This is a genomic window from Frigoribacterium sp. Leaf415, assembly GCF_001424645.1.
Taxonomy (GTDB): domain Bacteria; phylum Actinomycetota; class Actinomycetes; order Actinomycetales; family Microbacteriaceae; genus Frigoribacterium.
Genome location: NZ_LMQR01000001.1, coordinates 1365558 through 1381205 on the forward strand (window position 1 = coordinate 1365558; position 15648 = coordinate 1381205).

The following is a 15648-nucleotide window of genomic DNA, read 5'->3' on the forward strand; positions in this document are numbered from 1 at the left end:
GACTTCCTGGGGTCTGAGCCGCGCCCTACCCGCGGCGGGGCTCGTCGTCGGCGGGGGCGTCGGCGAGGTGCTCCTCGGCCCGGCGGCCGTCGGTGCCGACCATGGCGTGCAGCGAGCCGGTCGAGATGCGGTCGGGCGAGGTGCCCTCGAGCGAGCCCAGCCCGCCCGTACGGCCGTCGAGCAGACGGGCCCCGGCGGGTCGGCCGGCGTCGTCGGTCGAGAGGGCGGCCTCGTCCTCGTGCGAGGCGGCGGCCTCCGAGCCTGCCGAACCGGCCGAGCCCGCCGAGCCCGCCGAGCCGGAATCCGAGGAGGCGCCGTGCCCGTCCGCGTTCATGGTCGCCTCGTCGAAGGGCGCGCGACCCGACAGCACGGTCTCGACGCGGTCCTTGTCGATCTGCTTCGTCCAGGTGCCGACGAGGATGGTCGCGACGGCGTTGCCGGTGAAGTTGGTCAGGGCGCGGGCCTCGGACATGAACCGGTCGATGCCGACGATCACGCCGACGCCGTCGACCAGGTCCGGGCGGTGCGCCTGCAGGCCGCCGGCCAGGGTGGCGATGCCGGCCCCTGTGACGCCGGCGGCACCCTTCGACGCGATCATCATGAAGAGCAGCAGCGAGACCTGCTCGCCGACGTTCAGTGGCGTGCCCATGGCGTTGGCGATGAACAGCGACGCCATGGTCAGGTAGATCGCCGTGCCGTCGAGGTTGAACGAGTAGCCGGTGGGCACCGTGATGCCGACGACCGGCTTCGAGACGCCGAGGTGCTCCATCTTGGCGATGAGGCGGGGCAGGGCGACCTCGCTCGACGACGTCGAGACGATCAGCAGGTACTCGCGTCCGAGGTACTTCATCACCCGGAAGATGTTGACGCCCGTGGCGAGCTTGAGGATCGTCCCGAGCACGACGGCGACGAACAGGATGCAGGTGATGTAGAAGGCGACCATCAGGGTGCCGAGCGCGACGATGGCGGCGACGCCCGTCTCGCCGACGACCGCGGCGATCGCGCCGAAGGCACCGATCGGGGCGACCCACATGATCATCGCGAGGATGCGGAACACCAGCACCTGCAGGTTGCGGACGCCCTCGAGGATCGTCGTGCCGCGGTCACCCATGCGCTGCAGGGCGAAGCCGACGAGCAGCGCCACGAACAGCGTCTGCAGGATGGAGCCGCTGGTCAGCGACGACACGAGCGTCTCGGGGATGATGCCGAGCAGGAACCCTGCGGTGCCCCCGGCCTCTTCGGCGGCGGGCGCCTCGTATCCGGTCGAGCCGATCATCAGGCCCTCGCCCGGGTGGATCAGGTTGCCGACCACGAGACCGATCGCGAGGGCGAAGGTCGACATCGCGATGAAGTAGCCGAGCGCGAGCCCGCCGACCTTGCCGACGGTCGCCGCCTTGGCGATCGAGCCGACGCCGAGCACGATGGTGCAGAAGATCACCGGCGCGATCATCATCGAGATCAGCGACACGAAGGCGGTGCCGATCGGCTTCAGCTGCACCGCGACCTCGGGTGCCGCGAGGCCGACGATAATGCCGGCCGCGACGGCGACGATCACCGCGATGTAGAGCCAGTGCGAGCGGTCGATGCGACGTCGGGCGCGGACGCCGTCCGCCGTCGTCGTTCCGCCGGGCGTGGGGGTCTGCGGGCCCTTGTGCGTCTTTGCCATGGGGGTCTTCCTCGAGCTCGTGACCGGCGGCGTCGTCGTCGACGGTCGTGCGGGGTTCGTTGCCGCGACTCTGGTCGGTCGCCGGGTGGGCGTCGACGTTGTGGTCATACTGGTCGCGCCGGTGGTGAGTCATGATGGAGCCCGGCCGCAGCGCAGCGAGGAGCCCGCCCGAGATGACCGTCGATCCCACCCGGTGGAGCATCGCCACCCGGCTCTTCGCCCTGCTCGTCGTCTTCGTCGTCGCCGTGACCGTGCTCGCGACGGCGTGGACGGTCCGTTCGGCCCGCGACGACGCCGACCGCTCGGCCGCGCGGGCCTGCCTGGCCCTCGCCACCTCGATCGCCGACAACCCGTACGTCGTCGAGGCCCTCGGGACGTCCGACCCGAGCGCCCGTCTGCAGCCCTACGCCGTGGCCCTGATGAGCGACACATCGACCGACTTCGTCACGATCATGCGGCCCGATCGCACCCGTCTGACGCACCCCGATCCCGACGAGATCGGCCGACCGTTCGTCGGCACCATCGCCCCGGCCCTGCGTGGGGAGTCGTTCACCGAGACGTACGCCGGCACCCTCGGCCCGTCGGTGCGCGCGGTGGTGCCGATCGAGAGCGACGGCCAGGTCGTCGCCCTCGTCTCGGCCGGGGTCACGGTCGACACCATCACGCAGTCGGTCGGCGAGCGGCTGCCGCTCGTGTTCGCCGCCGCCGGGGCGACCGTGCTGCTCGGTGGCGTCGTCTCGTGGCTGCTCAGCCGCTACCTGCGGCGGGTGACCTGGGGCCGCGGCCCCGAAGAACTCGCGCGGATGTTCTCGTACTACGAGGGGGTGCTGCACTCGGTGCGTGAGGGGCTCGTGCTCGTCGACGACCGCGGCCGGCTGACGCTCTACAACGACCAGGCGGCCGAACTGCTCGACCTGCCACGAGGAGGCATCGCGGCACCCGTCCCGCTGACCGAGCTGCAGCTGCCCGCCTCGCTGCGCGAGCTGCTCGCCTCCGGACGCCGCGCCTCCGACGAGGTGCACGTGACGGACGACCGCGTGCTCGTCGTCAACCAGGAACTCACCGAGCCCACCGACGGCCCGCGACCGACCCCCGCGACCGGTCGAGGAGGCGCGGCACCGTCAGGAGGCGCGGCCTCGGTGACCGGCGCGGCCCGCCCGCGCTCCCGGCGCACGCTCGGGACGGTGACGACCCTGCGCGACCACACCGAGCTCACCCATCTCACGGGCGAGGTCGAGACCATGCGCACCCTCTCGGACGCGCTGCGCTCGCAGACCCACGAGTTCTCGAACCGGTTGCACACCATCGTGTCGTTGATCGAGCTCGGGCGCGGTGACGAGGCCCTTCGGTTCGCGGCCGACGAGCTCGACCTCGGCCAGCGGCTCGCCGACCGGGTCGTGGCCTCGATCGACGAGCCGACGCTCGCCGCCCTGCTGCTCGGCAAGGCGGCGCAGGCCCGCGAACGCTCGATCGAGCTGCGCGTCGACGTCGAGCCCGACCTCGGGACGATCGACGTCGAGCCCGGCGACCTCGTCACGATCCTGGGCAACCTGGTCGACAACGCCTTCGACGCGGTGGCGCCGACGCTCGATGCCGACGTTCTCGACCCCGCCGGCCGACCGGCCCGGCCGCCGCGGGTCGAGGTGACCGTCGCCCGGGTCGAGGGCGGCGTCCAACTCGACGTCGAGGACGACGGTCCGGGGCTGGGCGACGTCGAGCTCGCCTTCCGCCGGGGGTTCAGCACGAAGCCGGCGGTGCCGGGCGGGCGCGGCATCGGCCTCGCGCTCGTGCGTCAGGCCGTGGGTCGGGTCGGGGGTCGCCTCGACGTCGCCACGGGACCCGACGGGACCACCTTCTCGGTGCTGCTGCCCGACCGGCGGCCGGACGACGCCGACGCCACCGCCCGACGTCGGGGCGGGGTGCGGTCGTGACCCGCGCCTCCTCGTCCGGTGACCGGGTGCGCGTGCTGGTCGTCGAGGACGAGCCCTTGACCGCCGAGGCGCACGTCGCCTACCTCGAGCGGCTGGACGGTTTCGAGGTGGTCGGCCGAGCGCGGGACGGCCGCGAGACCCTCGACGCGGTCCGCACGGCCGGTGGGCCCGACGGAGCAGGCCTCGATCTCGTGCTGCTCGACATGAACCTGCCCGACACGCACGGCCTGCAGCTCTGCCGGGCCCTGCGCGCGGCGGGCTCGACCGTGGACGTCATCGCGATCACGGCCGTGCGGGACGCCGCCGTCGTGCGGACGGCGGTGTCGCTCGGCATCGTCCAGTACCTGATCAAACCGTTCACCTTCGCGACCTTCGCCGACCGGCTCGGGGCCTACCGGTCGTTCCGCGAGTCGCTCGCCGAAGGGCAGGGGCAGGTGACCCAGTCGGACGTCGACTCGGGGTTCGCCACCCTGCGCCGGGCACCGGCGCCGACGCTGGCCAAGGGCCTGGCGCCGGCCACGCTCGAGCAGGTCGTGGCGGTGCTGCGCCGAGGCGGGTCACCGTCGGCGGGAGAAGTGGCCGACGCCGCCGGGGTGTCGCGGGTGACGGCACGCCGATACCTCGAGCACCTCGCCGACACGGGGGCGGCGACCCGCGAACCCCGGTACGGCAGCCCCGGCCGACCCGAGCACGGCTACCGCTGGAACTGAGCGGACCGGATGCCGTGGGGGTCACCTGAGACCAGGACGGTTCGCTGACACCGGGCGGGTCCGGTGGAACCGGGCGTTCGTCATGGACCGGCTCGGCCGAAGTCGCCCGGAATGCCCGACGGTCTCGACGGGCGGACGCCCGGAGCTCAGCGGCGGACGAGTCGCGCGATCTCGGGCAGCGCCGCGAGGGTGCCGGACGCCCCGTGCTGGTCGGGGTCGAGCGCGAGCCGCCCCAACCCGGCACGCGTGTAGGTGCCGACGTCCGCCACGAAGTCGACGGGCGCACGCCAGACCAGCCGGTCGGCGGCCGACGCGTCGAGGCCGCGGGCGAGGGCGGCGTCCCGGGCGCGTTCGGGCGAGGTGAAGGCGAGCAGGGTCGGGGTGCCCTCGTCGACGACGGCGAAGGGCTTCGAGGCCCCGGCCGTGCCGCGGTCGACGAACCACCAGGCCTCGAGCCGGAAAGCCGAGCGCCAGAGGGCGACCGGGTCGTCGACCACGACGGCCGTGGCCCGCACCGGTGTCGCGTCGACCGCAGGGGGCGGCACGAGGACCGGTGCCGAGCTGCCGGGAGCGACCCGAGGAGGCGCGGGGCGCGTCGACGGCGTCGGTCCCGCCGGCGGGGCGGCCCGGTCGACGACCTTCGCGAGTCGGGCTCGACGGCGCTGACCCACCCCGATCCGCACGAGCACGACACCGCCGGCGACGAGGACGGCGACCACGGCGAGGGCGACGACGACGTCCACGGACGACTGCCGGCCGGGCGCCACGAGTCCGACGAGCAGCACCGACGCGCCGATCGGCGACCCGACCACGGCGATCGCGAGCAGCACGACGCCCCAGGTGAGCGTGGCGGTGCCGGACGAGCCCCGAGGGCTCGACGGGCGGCGGGGGTCGGACGGGTCGGAGCTCGGCATCGCCCCAGCGTAGGGCGGCCGGCCGGGTGTGGTCCGGGTGGGCGGGCGGTGCCCGACGCGACCCCACCCGCAGTCCCCGAGGGTCTGCGGCCTACTCGGCCGCGCGGGACCAGCCGAGCCCACGGGCCTCGACCAGGCGGTGCAGCACCACGGTCATGGCGGCGAAGTCGGTCGACCCGAGGGCGTCGGTGAGGACGGCGTAGGCGTGCGCTGCGTCCGCCGGCAGCGACGGCGTCGCGCGGGTCGGGTCGACCAGGCGGGTCGTCCCCTCGCTGCCGGCGTGACGGCGCACCTCGTCGTGGTCGCGCAGGTGGAAGTTGACCAGCCGCTTCCCGTCACCGATCGCGAACAGACGGGCGATGATCGAGAGACGCCGCATCGGTCGACCGGCCCCACCGGCGAGGTTGCCGGCCGGCCCGTCGACCCAGCTCACCCGGGTGACCGAGTCCCACGGCACGACGACGCTGCCGTCGATGACGATCGCGGACGCGTGGACCGACAGGGACGGCCGCCCCCGCCGACGCGCGGCCCCGACGTACTCGGAGAACGTCGCGATCGGCAACAGCGTCGGCAGGAGCCAGAGGGCGACCACGATCCAGAGCAGCGCCGTGCTGGTGATCGCCCACGTCACGAGCGCGGCCAACAGGGCGAGGGCGAGGAGGACGCCGATCCCGGAACCGACGAGCTGACGCCGGAGCCGCCGACCGTCGTGGGCGACCACGAGCACCGGTGCGTCCGTCGGCGGGGCGAAGCGGTCCGGGCCGACCGGCGACGGGGCCGGGATCGGGATCGGGATCGGGGCGGGCGGCGTTGCCGACGATGCCGTCGCCGCTGGCGTCGCTGCCGCCGGCGGCAGCGATGCCGAGGCGTCCGACGAGCGCCGCGCCTGCCGATCGACGCCGAACCCTCGCATCGCGTCGAGTGCGCCCAGGGGTGCGTAGGGCCCCTTCCCCTCGACGTCGAAGAGCACGCCGAACACGCCGGTGCGCTCACGCGCGACGGCATCGTCGACGAAGCCGCTCGACGGCAGCGCGAGGAGCCTGCCCGCCTCCTCCTCCGACAGTCCTCGCGCGAGGCCGTGCTGTCGCGCCCGCTCGGGCGAGGTGAAGGCCAGGACCATCAGACGTCCGTCGACGTCGACCACCAGGGGCTGCACGTCCGGCAGTTCACCACGCGCGATGAACCACCAGCGATCGAGGGCGAAGAGCGCGTCCCAGAGGTCGGCCTGGGCATCGGTGTCGTCGATGCCCCGCAGTTCGGACACCCGGGTCAGCTCGTCGATCCGTTCACTCGTCGCCCGCATCTCGTCGTCTGACGGCGGCGGAGGCAGGGGGACTCGGCCCGAGTCAGGCAGAGGGGTCTGTTCACTCATGGGCCCAGCGTAGGGGAACGGCGAAGTCGGCCGAGAGATCCTCATGGCCCACCGCCCAGGGTGATCGACGAAGCCGCCCGTCGGCATTACGCTCCGACCATGGCCGACACGCGTGGACCCCAGATCGTCCGAGGCGACCCCGAGGTGACCCGGGCGACGCTCGACCTCAAGCTGCCGGTGGCGATGCTGCCCGGTCTCGTGCGCCGGGCACTGCAGGCGAGCCCGACGTTCTCGCTGGGCGACGCCGACGAGACGGGGGCCACGCTGCTGCGCCGGTCGGCCTCCGCGGGTGGCGCGGACACCGTCCGCCTCGACTTCACCGCGTCCGAGAAGGGCACCCGGGTCTCGGCCGAGGTCCACTCCCCCGGCGGCACGATCGGCACGTCGGTCAAACGCCGCGACGACGACACCACCGCCCTGTTCGAGGCGATCGCGAAGGCCGCCGGGCCCTTCTGACCGGTGCCGGGGCAGGGGACGGCACCGCGCCTCCCGACGTCTCCCGTCGTCTCCCGTCGTCTCCCCGGCGACTCAGCCGCCGACGATCCAGGTGTCCTTCGCGCCCCCGCCCTGCGACGAGTTGACGATCATGCTGCCCTCGGGCGCCACGCGGGTGAGCCCCAGGTCGGCCAGCACGCTCTCGCCCGCCCCCGTGCCGGTGAGGTAGACGAAGCAGCGCAGGTCGACGTGCCGCGGCTGCAGCCCCGTCGAGGTCAGGGTCGGGTGCGACGACAGCCTCACGACCTCCTGTGCGACCCAGCCGGACGGATCACGGGCGATGTCGGCCCGACGCTCGGCCAAGACCGCCGCGCTCCCCGAGGGGCCGATCAGCACGCCCCGGCCGCCCTCGCCGTCGACCGGCTTCGTGACGAGCTCGCCCACCCGGTCGAGCACCGCGATCCGCTCGGCCGGGTCGCCCGTCCGGTAGGTCGGGACCGACTCGAGCAGCGGACGCTCCCCCAGGTAGTACCAGATGAGGTCGGGCACGGCGCAGTACATCGACTTGTCGTCGGCGAGCCCGTTGCCCGGGGCGTTGGCCAGCACGACGCCGCCCGCGGCCGCCACGTCCATGAGGTGCTCGCCGAGCAACGGGTCGTGCGGGGCGTGCACGTCGACGAGCTCGCGGTCGAGACGCAGGTAGAGGGCGTCGACGACGGTGCCGGTCCTGCGGTCGACGACCCGCGCCTCCTGCACCTCGACGTCGTCGGCCTGCAGCAGCAGCAGCCCCGCGCCCTCGGCGAGGGTGCGGTGCTCGTACCAGGCCGGACTCGTCGGGCCCTCGCTGAGAACCGCGCCGACCGGGTCGCCTCCGCCCCGAGGAGGCGCGGCGTGCGCCAGCAGCGTCGCCCGCAGCACCGCGAACACGCTCGTCGGGTCGAGCAGCCCCGTCGGCCGCGGAGCGTCCGGCACCACCTCGTCGAGCAGCCGTCGCACCGCGATCGAGAACGCGGCCCCGCTCGGCGCCCGGACGTTGTCCTCGAGCACCCGCCACCCACCCAGCTCGTCGCGCACCAGGTCGAAGCCCTGCACCGCGGCCCGCACGGCGTCGGTGGGCAGCCGGGTGGCCTCGTCCCGCCAGCCCGCCGCCCCGACGACCTGCTCGTGCGACAGCACACCGTCCGCCACGACCCGACGCTCACCGTAGGCGTCGCGCAGGAACGCCTCGATCGCCCGGGCCCGCTGCGTCAGACCGGCCTCGAGTCGGCTCCACTCGTGCCGCGTGACGATGCGGGGCACGAGGTCGCAGTGGAACGCCCGGTGGTCGCCGCCCACGCCGAATCCGAGACCGGCCCGCTCGCACCAGGCGTCTCGCGCGACGGAGCGGGCGTGGGCCTCGGTCGCGCCGAGCTCCTGGAAGAACCCGGCGACGTCACGGTAGGCCGGGCGCGGGTGCAGTCCCGGGCCGATCGCCTCGTCGCCGGCGCGGAACCGGTACCCCACGAGCGTCGGCGCGGGGGCGTCGAGCCCGGCGGCGGGGCCGTGCGTCTCGCGGACGACCAGGTCGACCACGTCGTCGAGCCGTCCTCGCTCGGCGAAGGCGGCGCGCTGCCGGTCGGCCGAGTTGCCGCGGGCGAGCGTGGCCTCGGCGAGATCGGTCACGGTCTGCCAGTCGCCGAACTCCTCGAGCTGCGGGCGCAACCGGGTCACGAGCTGCCGGACGGCCTCGGCCGCGGGCAGCCGCGACGGGTGCTGTTCGAGGTCGAGCAGCTCGCCGCCGAGCCCGCTGCGCGCCGCCTGCCACATCGCGGCGCGGTGCAGCGGGGCCGCCCGGTGCTCGGCGGGGCGACCGGCCTCGACGTCGATCTCGGCCCGACGCACCGCGGCACGGTAGAGGCCGGCGATCAGCACCGCGTCGTCGACCAGCGGGCAGGCGTCACAGGTGCGCAGTTCGAGGGTGGGCGCGTGGCTCGACGGTCGGACGTCGAAGTAGGCCATCCCGCTGTCGGCGATGACGCCCGATCCGATCAGGTCGGCGAGCAACCGGTCGTACTCGGCGGCGTCGGCCATCGGCCCGGTCGCCCCGGCGCTCGGCCACCGCTGCCAGATGAGCGAGCGGATGCTCGCGTAGCCGGTGTCCTGGCCGTTCCAGAAGGGAGAGCTGGCACTCAGGGCGAGCAGGGCCGGCAGCACGGGGGCGATCCGCCCGGCGATCTGCACGGCGAGGTCGCGGTCGGCCACCCCCACGTGGATCTGCAGGCCGCAGATCAGCTGCTCGTCGACGAGCAGGCGGTACTGCTCGTGCATGCGGCCGTAGCGTCCGGTCGTGGTCAGTTCGAAGTCGGCGAACTCGCTGCGCGGGGCCGTGCCGACGGCGCCGATGGCGAGCCCCTCGGCGGAGGTCACCTCGACCAGGTCGCGACGAAGGGTCAGGATCTCGCGCCGCAGGTCGTCGAGCGTGGTCACCACCGGCACGTTGGTCTCGATGGTGGTGCGCTGCAGCTCCGCCCCGTAGCGGTCGGCGGGCAGCCGGGTGAGGAGGTGCGGGGCACGGGCCGACAGACGCTTCGTCTCGAGGTCGATCAGGTGCAGCTCTTCTTCGGCCCCCAGCGTCAGCTCTGCGCTCATGCCTGCACAGTACGGGCGCGGCCCGGTTCTGCCCGCCTCTTCATGAGGATTTCACATGAACGGAACGCGAGGAGGCGCGGGCCCGGTCGGCCGTGGAGTCAGACCCGAGCGGTCTGGCGCACCCCCGCGGCGGGCAGCAACACGCCGTCGATGAGCCCCACGAGGTAGTCGCGGTCGACGGGCTTCCGCAGGACGAGCACGCGGTACGACACCATCGACGGGGTGACGAGGGCGAGCGCCTCGATGTCGGTGTCGGCCGCGATCTCGCCTCGCTCGAGGGCCCGGCGCAGCAGCAGCCGATTGGCCTCGGCGCGGGGCTGGACGATCGCGGCGTCGACGGCCTCGGCGAGCTCGGGCGTGGTCGAGAGCATCGTGACGACACCCGCCATGACGCGCATCTTCTTCTCGGCGTCGTCGATGCTGTGCGGCTTGATCATGGCCACGAGGTCACCCCGCAGCGTGCCGGTGTCGGGCAGGCCGTCGAGGTCGACGGCGCCCTGCTTCAGGCAGGCCACCGCGTCGACGACGAGCTCGCCCTTGGACGCCCAGCGGCGGTACAGCGTGGCCTTGCCGGCCTTGGCGCGGGCGGCGACCATCTCGATGGTCATGCCCTCGAACCCGGTCTCGGCGAGCACGTCGATGGTGCAGCGGAGGATCTCGGGGTCGCGACTGTGGTCGCGCTTTCGACCCGGTCGCGAGGGTGTCGCGGGGTCGGTCTCGGCGGGCGTCGTCGCCGCGCCTTCCCTGTCGGTCATGGGGTGACTCTACATCGGATGTTTACGAAACTGCCTGTATCCGAAACTGGCGAGACTCGTATATGCTCGCGCTCATGTCTCAGGCCTCCACCTCCCCTGACGGCGCGACCCGCGCCTCCTCGTCCTCCCCCACCCCGCCGTCGTCACGGCGCTGGTGGACCCTCACCACCGTCGCCCTCGCCCAACTCATGGTCGTGCTCGACTCCACGGTCGTGAACATCGCCCTGCCCGCCGCCCAGACCGACCTCGGCTTCTCGGACGGCGACCGGCAGTGGATCATCACCGCCTACTCGCTCGCCTTCGGCAGCCTGCTGCTCGTCGGCGGCCGCGTCAGCGACCTGATCGGCCGCAAGCGCACGTTCATCATCGGCCTGATCGGCTTCGCCCTGGCCTCGGCCCTCGGCGGCGCCGCCGGCACCTTCGGGTTGCTCGTCTTCGCCCGCGCCCTGCAGGGCGCGTTCGGCGCGCTGCTCGCCCCGACCGCTCTGGCCGTGCTGACCACGACCTTCACCATCCCCAAGGAGCGCGCCCGCGCGTTCGGCGTCTTCGGCGCGATCGCCGGAGCCGGCGGGGCCATCGGCCTGCTGCTCGGCGGGTTCCTCACCCAGTACGCCTCGTGGCGCTGGAACCTCTACATCAACGTCGTCATCGCCGCCGTCGCGATCGTCGGCGCCGCGATCTTCGTGTCGCACGTCACGCGCACCGGCCCGCGCCCGAAGCTCGACGTGCCCGGCACGCTGCTCGTCTCGGGTGCGCTCTTCTCGCTGGTCTACGGCTTCTCGAACGCCGAGACCCAGGGCTGGGACTCGCCCCTGACCTGGGGCTTCCTGGCGGCGGCCGTCGTGCTGCTCACCTCGTTCGTCGCGTGGCAGCGCCGTGCCGAGCACCCGCTGCTGCCCCTGTCCATCGTGCTCGACCGCAACCGCGGGGCCGCCTACGCGTCCGTGACGATCGCGGGAGCCGGCATGTTCGGCATCTTCCTGTTCGTGACGTACTACCTGCAGACCTCGCTCGGCTACACGCCGACCAAGACCGGCCTGGCCTTCCTGCCGATGATCGCGATGCTCGTGCTCGCGGCCCAGCTGTCGACGAACATCTTCGTTCCTCGCTTCGGGCCCAAGATCATGGTGCCGTTCGGCATGACCCTCGGCGTGATCGGCATGCTGCTGCTCACCCGGCTCGACCTCGAGAGCCTGTACGCCGCCAACGTGCTGCCCGCCCTGATGGTGCTCGGTTTCGGCATGGGCTCGATCATGCCCGCGTCGATCCAGACCGCCACGCTCGGCGTCGACCGCGGCCACGCGGGCGTCGCCTCGGCCATGGTCAACACGAGCCAGCAGGTCGGCGGGTCGATCGGCACGGCACTCCTTAACACGCTGGCGGCGACCGCCGCGGCGAACTACGTCGCCGACCACCTGCCCGCGACCGGAGCCGTCGCGGCCGAGGCCGCCGTCACCGGCTACGCCACGGCCTACTGGTGGGGGGCAGGGTTCTTCGCCGTCGGCGCGGTGGTCGCGGCCCTGCTGTTCCGTCGCCGCGTCCCGCAGTCGGACGACGTCGACGCCTCGGCCTCGCCGGCCGTCGACACGCCGGTCCCCGTGCACTGACGCGACCCCCTCGCGCAGACGACCCGCGCCTCCTCAGCCCTCGGGGCCGGGGAGGCGCGGGTCGTCTGAGCGACGGACGTCGCGTCGGTCAGGACGCGGCTTCGTCCTCGTCGTAGCGGTCGACGCTGATCGTCGGGATGGACGCCGTGATGACCGAGCCGTCGGCCCGCATCAAGCCGCGCAGGTCGCTCGTCGTGGGGACGCGCGTCGTGATGCGCGGGCCCTGACCGTCGAGGGCGACGCGGACCGGGGCGTCGGACGACACGTGCACCTCGTCGCCGCGGACGGCCAGCGTGACGGGGCCACCCGTCTCGACCGTGAAGACGATCTCGTGCTGGGCGAGGTCGACCCGCACCCGGCTGCCCTTGACGGCCACGCGGAACGAGAGTTCTTCCCAGTCGGCCGGCAGGCGCGGGTCGAAGGTGATCGACCCGAGCCAGTCGCGCATGCCACCGTAGCCGTTGACGAGCGCGCTCCAGATGCCACCGGTCGACGCGACGTGCACGCCGTCGGAGGTGTTCTTGTGCAGGTCGGCCAGGTCGACGTACAGCGACGACAGGAAGTACTGCTGCGACAGCTGGTGGTGGCCCACCTCGGCCGCGATGATCGACTGCACGACGCCGGACAGGGTGGAGTCGCCCGTCGTCAGCGCGTCGTAGTACTCGAAGTTGCGCAGCTTCTGCTCGGGCGTGAACTCGTCGCCCTGCAGGTACAGCGCGAGCACGACGTCGGCCTGCTTCAGCACCTGGAAGCGGTAGATGACCAGCGGGTGGTAGTGCAACAGCAGCGGACGCTTGTTCGCCGGGGTGGCCTCGAGGTCCCAGAGCTCTTTGTCGAGGAACTGTGCGTCCTGCGGGTGGATGCCCCGGTGGTCGTCGTACGGGATGTGCATCGCCTCGGCCGCGAGCTGCCAGCCGGTGATCTCGTGCTCCTCGAGACCGAGTCGGGCCACCATGCGGTCGAACGCGACCGGCGCGTCGTCCTTCAAGCGGGTGACCGCCCGCACGGCCGCACGCAGGTTCGCCCGCGCCATGACGTTCGTGTAGAGGTTGTCGTCGACGACGGTCGTGTACTCGTCGGGCCCGGTGACGCCGTCGATGTGGAACCGCTGGTCGCCGTTCGAGCGCCAGAAGCCGAGGTCGGCCCAGAGGCGGGCGGTCTCGACGAGGATGTCGACGGCGCCCCGCTGCAGGAAGTCCTCGTCACCCGTCGCCTGGACGTACTGGCTGAGCGCGTGGCTGATGTCGGCGTCGATGTGGTACTGCGCCGTGCCGGCCGCGTAGTAGGCGCTCGACTCGAGCCCGTTGATGGTGCGCCACGGGAAGAGGGCACCTCGCTGGTTCAACTCGACGGCCCGGTCGCGGGCGGCGTCGAGCATGCCGAGGCGGAAGCGCAGGGCGTTGCGGGCGACGTTCGGCGACGTGTACGTCAGGAACGGCAGGACGTAGATCTCGGTGTCCCAGAAGTAGTGCCCGCCGTAGCCCGACCCCGTCACGCCCTTGGCGGCGACGCCCTGACCGTCGGTGCGGGCGGTGGCCTGGGCGAGCTGGAAGAGGTTCCACCGGACGGCCTGCTGGATCTCGGGCTGACCGGCCACCTGCACGTCGCTGCGCTGCCAGAAGTCGTCGAGCCAGGCGCGCTGGTGGGCGAAGATCTCGGACGTGGGCGTCTCGCCGGCCCGGTCGAGGGTGCGGTCGCAGCGATCGGCCAGCTCGCGCGGGGGCACGCCCCGGCTCGTGTGGTAGCTGATCGTCTTGACCAGGCGGACCCTCTGCCCGGCCTGGGCCTTGACCCGGTAGACGTGCTTGGCGATGTCGTCGTCGATCTGCGACGACTGGTCCCACTCGGCGTCGGTCTCGATGCGGTGGTCGGCGCCGACCGCGATCGTCATGCCCGAGTTCGTCGTGCGGTAGCCGAGGACGGCCCGCGTGCCGCCGTTGCGCTTGAGCACGGGCTGCAGCACGCGGTCCTCGAACGACTCGGCCTTCCGCGGGTCGAAGGCCTCGGCCGCGGCACGCATGCCGGCGTGGTACTGGTCGCCCAGGTCTTGACGGTTCAGGATCTGGCTCGAGATGAGCAGCGACGCCGACGAGTCGAGCATCGTGACCTCGTACTCGATGACGACGAGGTGTCGGTCCTCGAAGCTGACCAGGCGACGACTCGTCACGAGGACGCGCTTGCCCGAGGGGGTGCGCCAGTCGATCTCGCGGACGAGCACGCCGTCGCGGAACTCGAGACGCCGGGTGTGGCGCAGGATGTCGGCTTCGAACAGCACGAAGGGCTCGTCGTCGACGTAGAGGCGGATCACCTTGGCGTCGGGGACGTTGACGATCGTCTGGCCGACCCGGGCGAACCCGAAGGCCTCTTCGGCGTGCCGGATGGGCCACGTCTCGTGGAACCCGTTGACGAAGGTGCCGAACGAGTGGCCGCCGCGACCCTCGTCGGGGTTGCCGCGCAGGCCGAGGTAGCCGTTGCCGACCGCGAACACGGTCTCGGTGAGGCCCTCGTCGCCCTGGATGTACTCGTCCTCGACGAAGGCCCATTCGTCGACGGGGAACCGCGAGCGGTCGAGCGGGTCGGACGTGATGTGGTTCACGACTGTGCCTCCGTGGTGCCGGTGGTGCTGCTGCTGCTGGTCGAGGGGGTGCCCGGTGTCGCCTGGTCGGGGTTCGGAGCCGAGGAGGCGCGGGTTCGGTCGAGCGCCTCGACCAACGTTCCGAGGTCGTCGACCACGAGGTCGGCGCCGAAGTCGAGCAGGGTCTGCGCGCCCGTGCCGCGGTCGACCCCGAGGACGAGGCCGAAGGCACCACGGCGACCGGCTTCGACACCGGACTGCGCGTCCTCGACGACCACGCAGTCGTCGGCGGTGAGACCGAGGCGGCGGGCGCCCTCGAGGTACGTGTCGGGCGCCGGCTTGCCGGTGATGCCCTCAGCCGCGGCCACGACACCGTCGACGATCACGTCGAACCGGTCGCGGAGACCCGCGGCCTCGAGCACGGGCACGGCGTTGCGCGAGCTGGAGACCACGGCGACGCGGACTCCCTCGGCGATGGCCCGGTCGAGGAAGGCCACCGACCCCGGGTACGGCGTCACACCGTTCTCGGCGAGCTCGGCGGCGAAGGCCGCGTTCTTGCGGTTGCCGAGGCCGCAGACGGTGTCGGCCTCGGGGTCGTCGTCGGGTGACCCCTCGGGCAGGACGACGTCGCGGGCGGCGAGCATCGCCCGGACACCGTCGTAACGGGGCCGACCGTCGACGTGCTCGAAGTAGTCGGCCTCCGTGTAGGGCGCGAGGTCGTGCGCGGTGAAGTAGTCGCCGAAGAGGCGGGCCCACGCGCGCATGTGGACCTCGGCGGTCGGCGTCAGGACGCCGTCGAGGTCGAAGAGCAGGGCACTGAGGTGCGAGAGGCGCGAGGCGTCGCGAGGCATGGCGGAGGACACGGGGTGCCGATCCCTTCGAGCGTGGGGGCAGGGTGAGCGGCACCGGGGCGACGGCGGCCCGGTGCCGGTGAGGCGGGAACGATGCGGGGGTGGCACGACAGAGGTGAGCGGGGATGGTGCGAACCGCCTGCTGCGCCGTCGGGGGTGCGGCGTGAACCGCACGGCTCAAGTGTGGCACCGCTCCGCCCGCAC

The 15648-nt window shown here is 72.6% G+C and carries 11 protein-coding genes; 4 read left to right on the forward strand and 7 right to left on the reverse strand.

Annotation, left to right across the window (positions count from 1 at the left end):
• Nucleotides 1-25 precede the first annotated feature (25 nt).
• Nucleotides 26-1666 carry a cation:dicarboxylate symporter family transporter gene (locus ASG28_RS06305; protein WP_082454432.1) on the reverse strand — a complete coding sequence of 547 codons (1641 nt, stop codon included), beginning with the start codon at nt 1664-1666 and terminating at the stop codon, nt 26-28.
• A gap of 173 nt (nt 1667-1839) precedes the next feature.
• On the opposite strand from ASG28_RS06305, the gene ASG28_RS06310 reads away from it, so the two are divergent.
• Nucleotides 1840-3597 (forward strand): sensor histidine kinase, encoded by a 1758-nt coding sequence (locus ASG28_RS06310; protein ID WP_055973204.1) that lies wholly within the window; start codon nt 1840-1842, stop codon nt 3595-3597.
• Nucleotides 3594-4307, forward strand: a complete 714-nt coding sequence (locus tag ASG28_RS06315; protein ID WP_235477617.1) for a response regulator — start codon at nt 3594-3596, stop codon at nt 4305-4307. The genes ASG28_RS06310 and ASG28_RS06315 overlap by 4 nt, the downstream gene beginning before the upstream one ends.
• Before the next feature lie 146 nt (nt 4308-4453).
• On the opposite strand, the gene ASG28_RS06320 is transcribed toward ASG28_RS06315, so the two are convergent.
• Together ASG28_RS06320 and ASG28_RS06325 are read right to left on the reverse strand one after the other, a co-directional pair.
• On the reverse strand, nt 4454-5221 hold the full coding sequence (locus ASG28_RS06320; RefSeq protein WP_055973208.1) for a hypothetical protein: 768 nt from the start codon (nt 5219-5221) through the stop codon (nt 4454-4456).
• A gap of 91 nt (nt 5222-5312) precedes the next feature.
• Entirely contained in the window at nt 5313-6593 is a 1281-nt protein-coding gene (locus ASG28_RS06325; protein ID WP_157485654.1) for a hypothetical protein, read from the reverse strand.
• Between the two features lie 99 nt (nt 6594-6692).
• On the opposite strand from ASG28_RS06325, the gene ASG28_RS06330 reads away from it, so the two are divergent.
• Entirely contained in the window at nt 6693-7049 is a 357-nt protein-coding gene (locus ASG28_RS06330; RefSeq protein ID WP_055973214.1) for a hypothetical protein, read from the forward strand.
• A 72-nt stretch (nt 7050-7121) separates the two neighbouring features.
• On the opposite strand, the gene ASG28_RS06335 is transcribed toward ASG28_RS06330, so the two are convergent.
• The gene (locus ASG28_RS06335; RefSeq protein ID WP_055973216.1) at nt 7122-9656 is read right to left on the reverse strand and encodes a carboxylate--amine ligase/circularly permuted type 2 ATP-grasp protein; all 2535 of its coding nucleotides are present in this window, start codon (nt 9654-9656) and stop codon (nt 7122-7124) included.
• Nucleotides 9657-9754: 98 nt separating this feature from the next.
• Nucleotides 9755-10411 carry a TetR/AcrR family transcriptional regulator gene (locus ASG28_RS06340; RefSeq protein WP_054147566.1) on the reverse strand — a complete coding sequence of 219 codons (657 nt, stop codon included), beginning with the start codon at nt 10409-10411 and terminating at the stop codon, nt 9755-9757.
• A 74-nt stretch (nt 10412-10485) separates the two neighbouring features.
• On the opposite strand from ASG28_RS06340, the gene ASG28_RS06345 reads away from it, so the two are divergent.
• Nucleotides 10486-12018 (forward strand): MFS transporter, encoded by a 1533-nt coding sequence (locus ASG28_RS06345; RefSeq protein ID WP_055977063.1) that lies wholly within the window; start codon nt 10486-10488, stop codon nt 12016-12018.
• An 88-nt stretch (nt 12019-12106) separates the two neighbouring features.
• Here ASG28_RS06345 and ASG28_RS06350 read toward each other — a convergent pair whose 3' ends face one another.
• Both ASG28_RS06350 and ASG28_RS06355 read right to left on the reverse strand, forming a co-directional pair.
• The gene (locus tag ASG28_RS06350; RefSeq protein ID WP_055973219.1) at nt 12107-14614 is read right to left on the reverse strand and encodes a glycoside hydrolase family 65 protein; all 2508 of its coding nucleotides are present in this window, start codon (nt 14612-14614) and stop codon (nt 12107-12109) included.
• Complete coding sequence (locus ASG28_RS06355) at nt 14611-15444, reverse strand: HAD family hydrolase (protein ID WP_082454434.1); 834 nt, start codon at nt 15442-15444, stop codon at nt 14611-14613. Before ASG28_RS06355 ends, ASG28_RS06350 begins: the two co-directional genes overlap by 4 nt.
• Between the last annotated feature and the right edge of the window lie 204 nt (nt 15445-15648).

What these genes read in the sequence shown, in the direction of transcription:
- ASG28_RS06305 (WP_082454432.1), bottom strand. Translation starts at nt 1,666, where the DNA reads ATGGCAAAGACGCACAAGGGCCCGCAGACCCCCACGCCCGGCGGAACG.
- ASG28_RS06310 (WP_055973204.1), top strand. Translation starts at nt 1,840, where the DNA reads ATGACCGTCGATCCCACCCGGTGGAGCATCGCCACCCGGCTCTTCGCC.
- ASG28_RS06320 (WP_055973208.1), bottom strand. Translation starts at nt 5,221, where the DNA reads ATGCCGAGCTCCGACCCGTCCGACCCCCGCCGCCCGTCGAGCCCTCGG.
- ASG28_RS06325 (WP_157485654.1), bottom strand. Translation starts at nt 6,593, where the DNA reads ATGAGTGAACAGACCCCTCTGCCTGACTCGGGCCGAGTCCCCCTGCCT.
- ASG28_RS06330 (WP_055973214.1), top strand. Translation starts at nt 6,693, where the DNA reads ATGGCCGACACGCGTGGACCCCAGATCGTCCGAGGCGACCCCGAGGTG.
- ASG28_RS06335 (WP_055973216.1), bottom strand. Translation starts at nt 9,656, where the DNA reads ATGAGCGCAGAGCTGACGCTGGGGGCCGAAGAAGAGCTGCACCTGATC.
- ASG28_RS06340 (WP_054147566.1), bottom strand. Translation starts at nt 10,411, where the DNA reads ATGACCGACAGGGAAGGCGCGGCGACGACGCCCGCCGAGACCGACCCC.
- ASG28_RS06345 (WP_055977063.1), top strand. Translation starts at nt 10,486, where the DNA reads ATGTCTCAGGCCTCCACCTCCCCTGACGGCGCGACCCGCGCCTCCTCG.
- ASG28_RS06355 (WP_082454434.1), bottom strand. Translation starts at nt 15,444, where the DNA reads ATGCCTCGCGACGCCTCGCGCCTCTCGCACCTCAGTGCCCTGCTCTTC.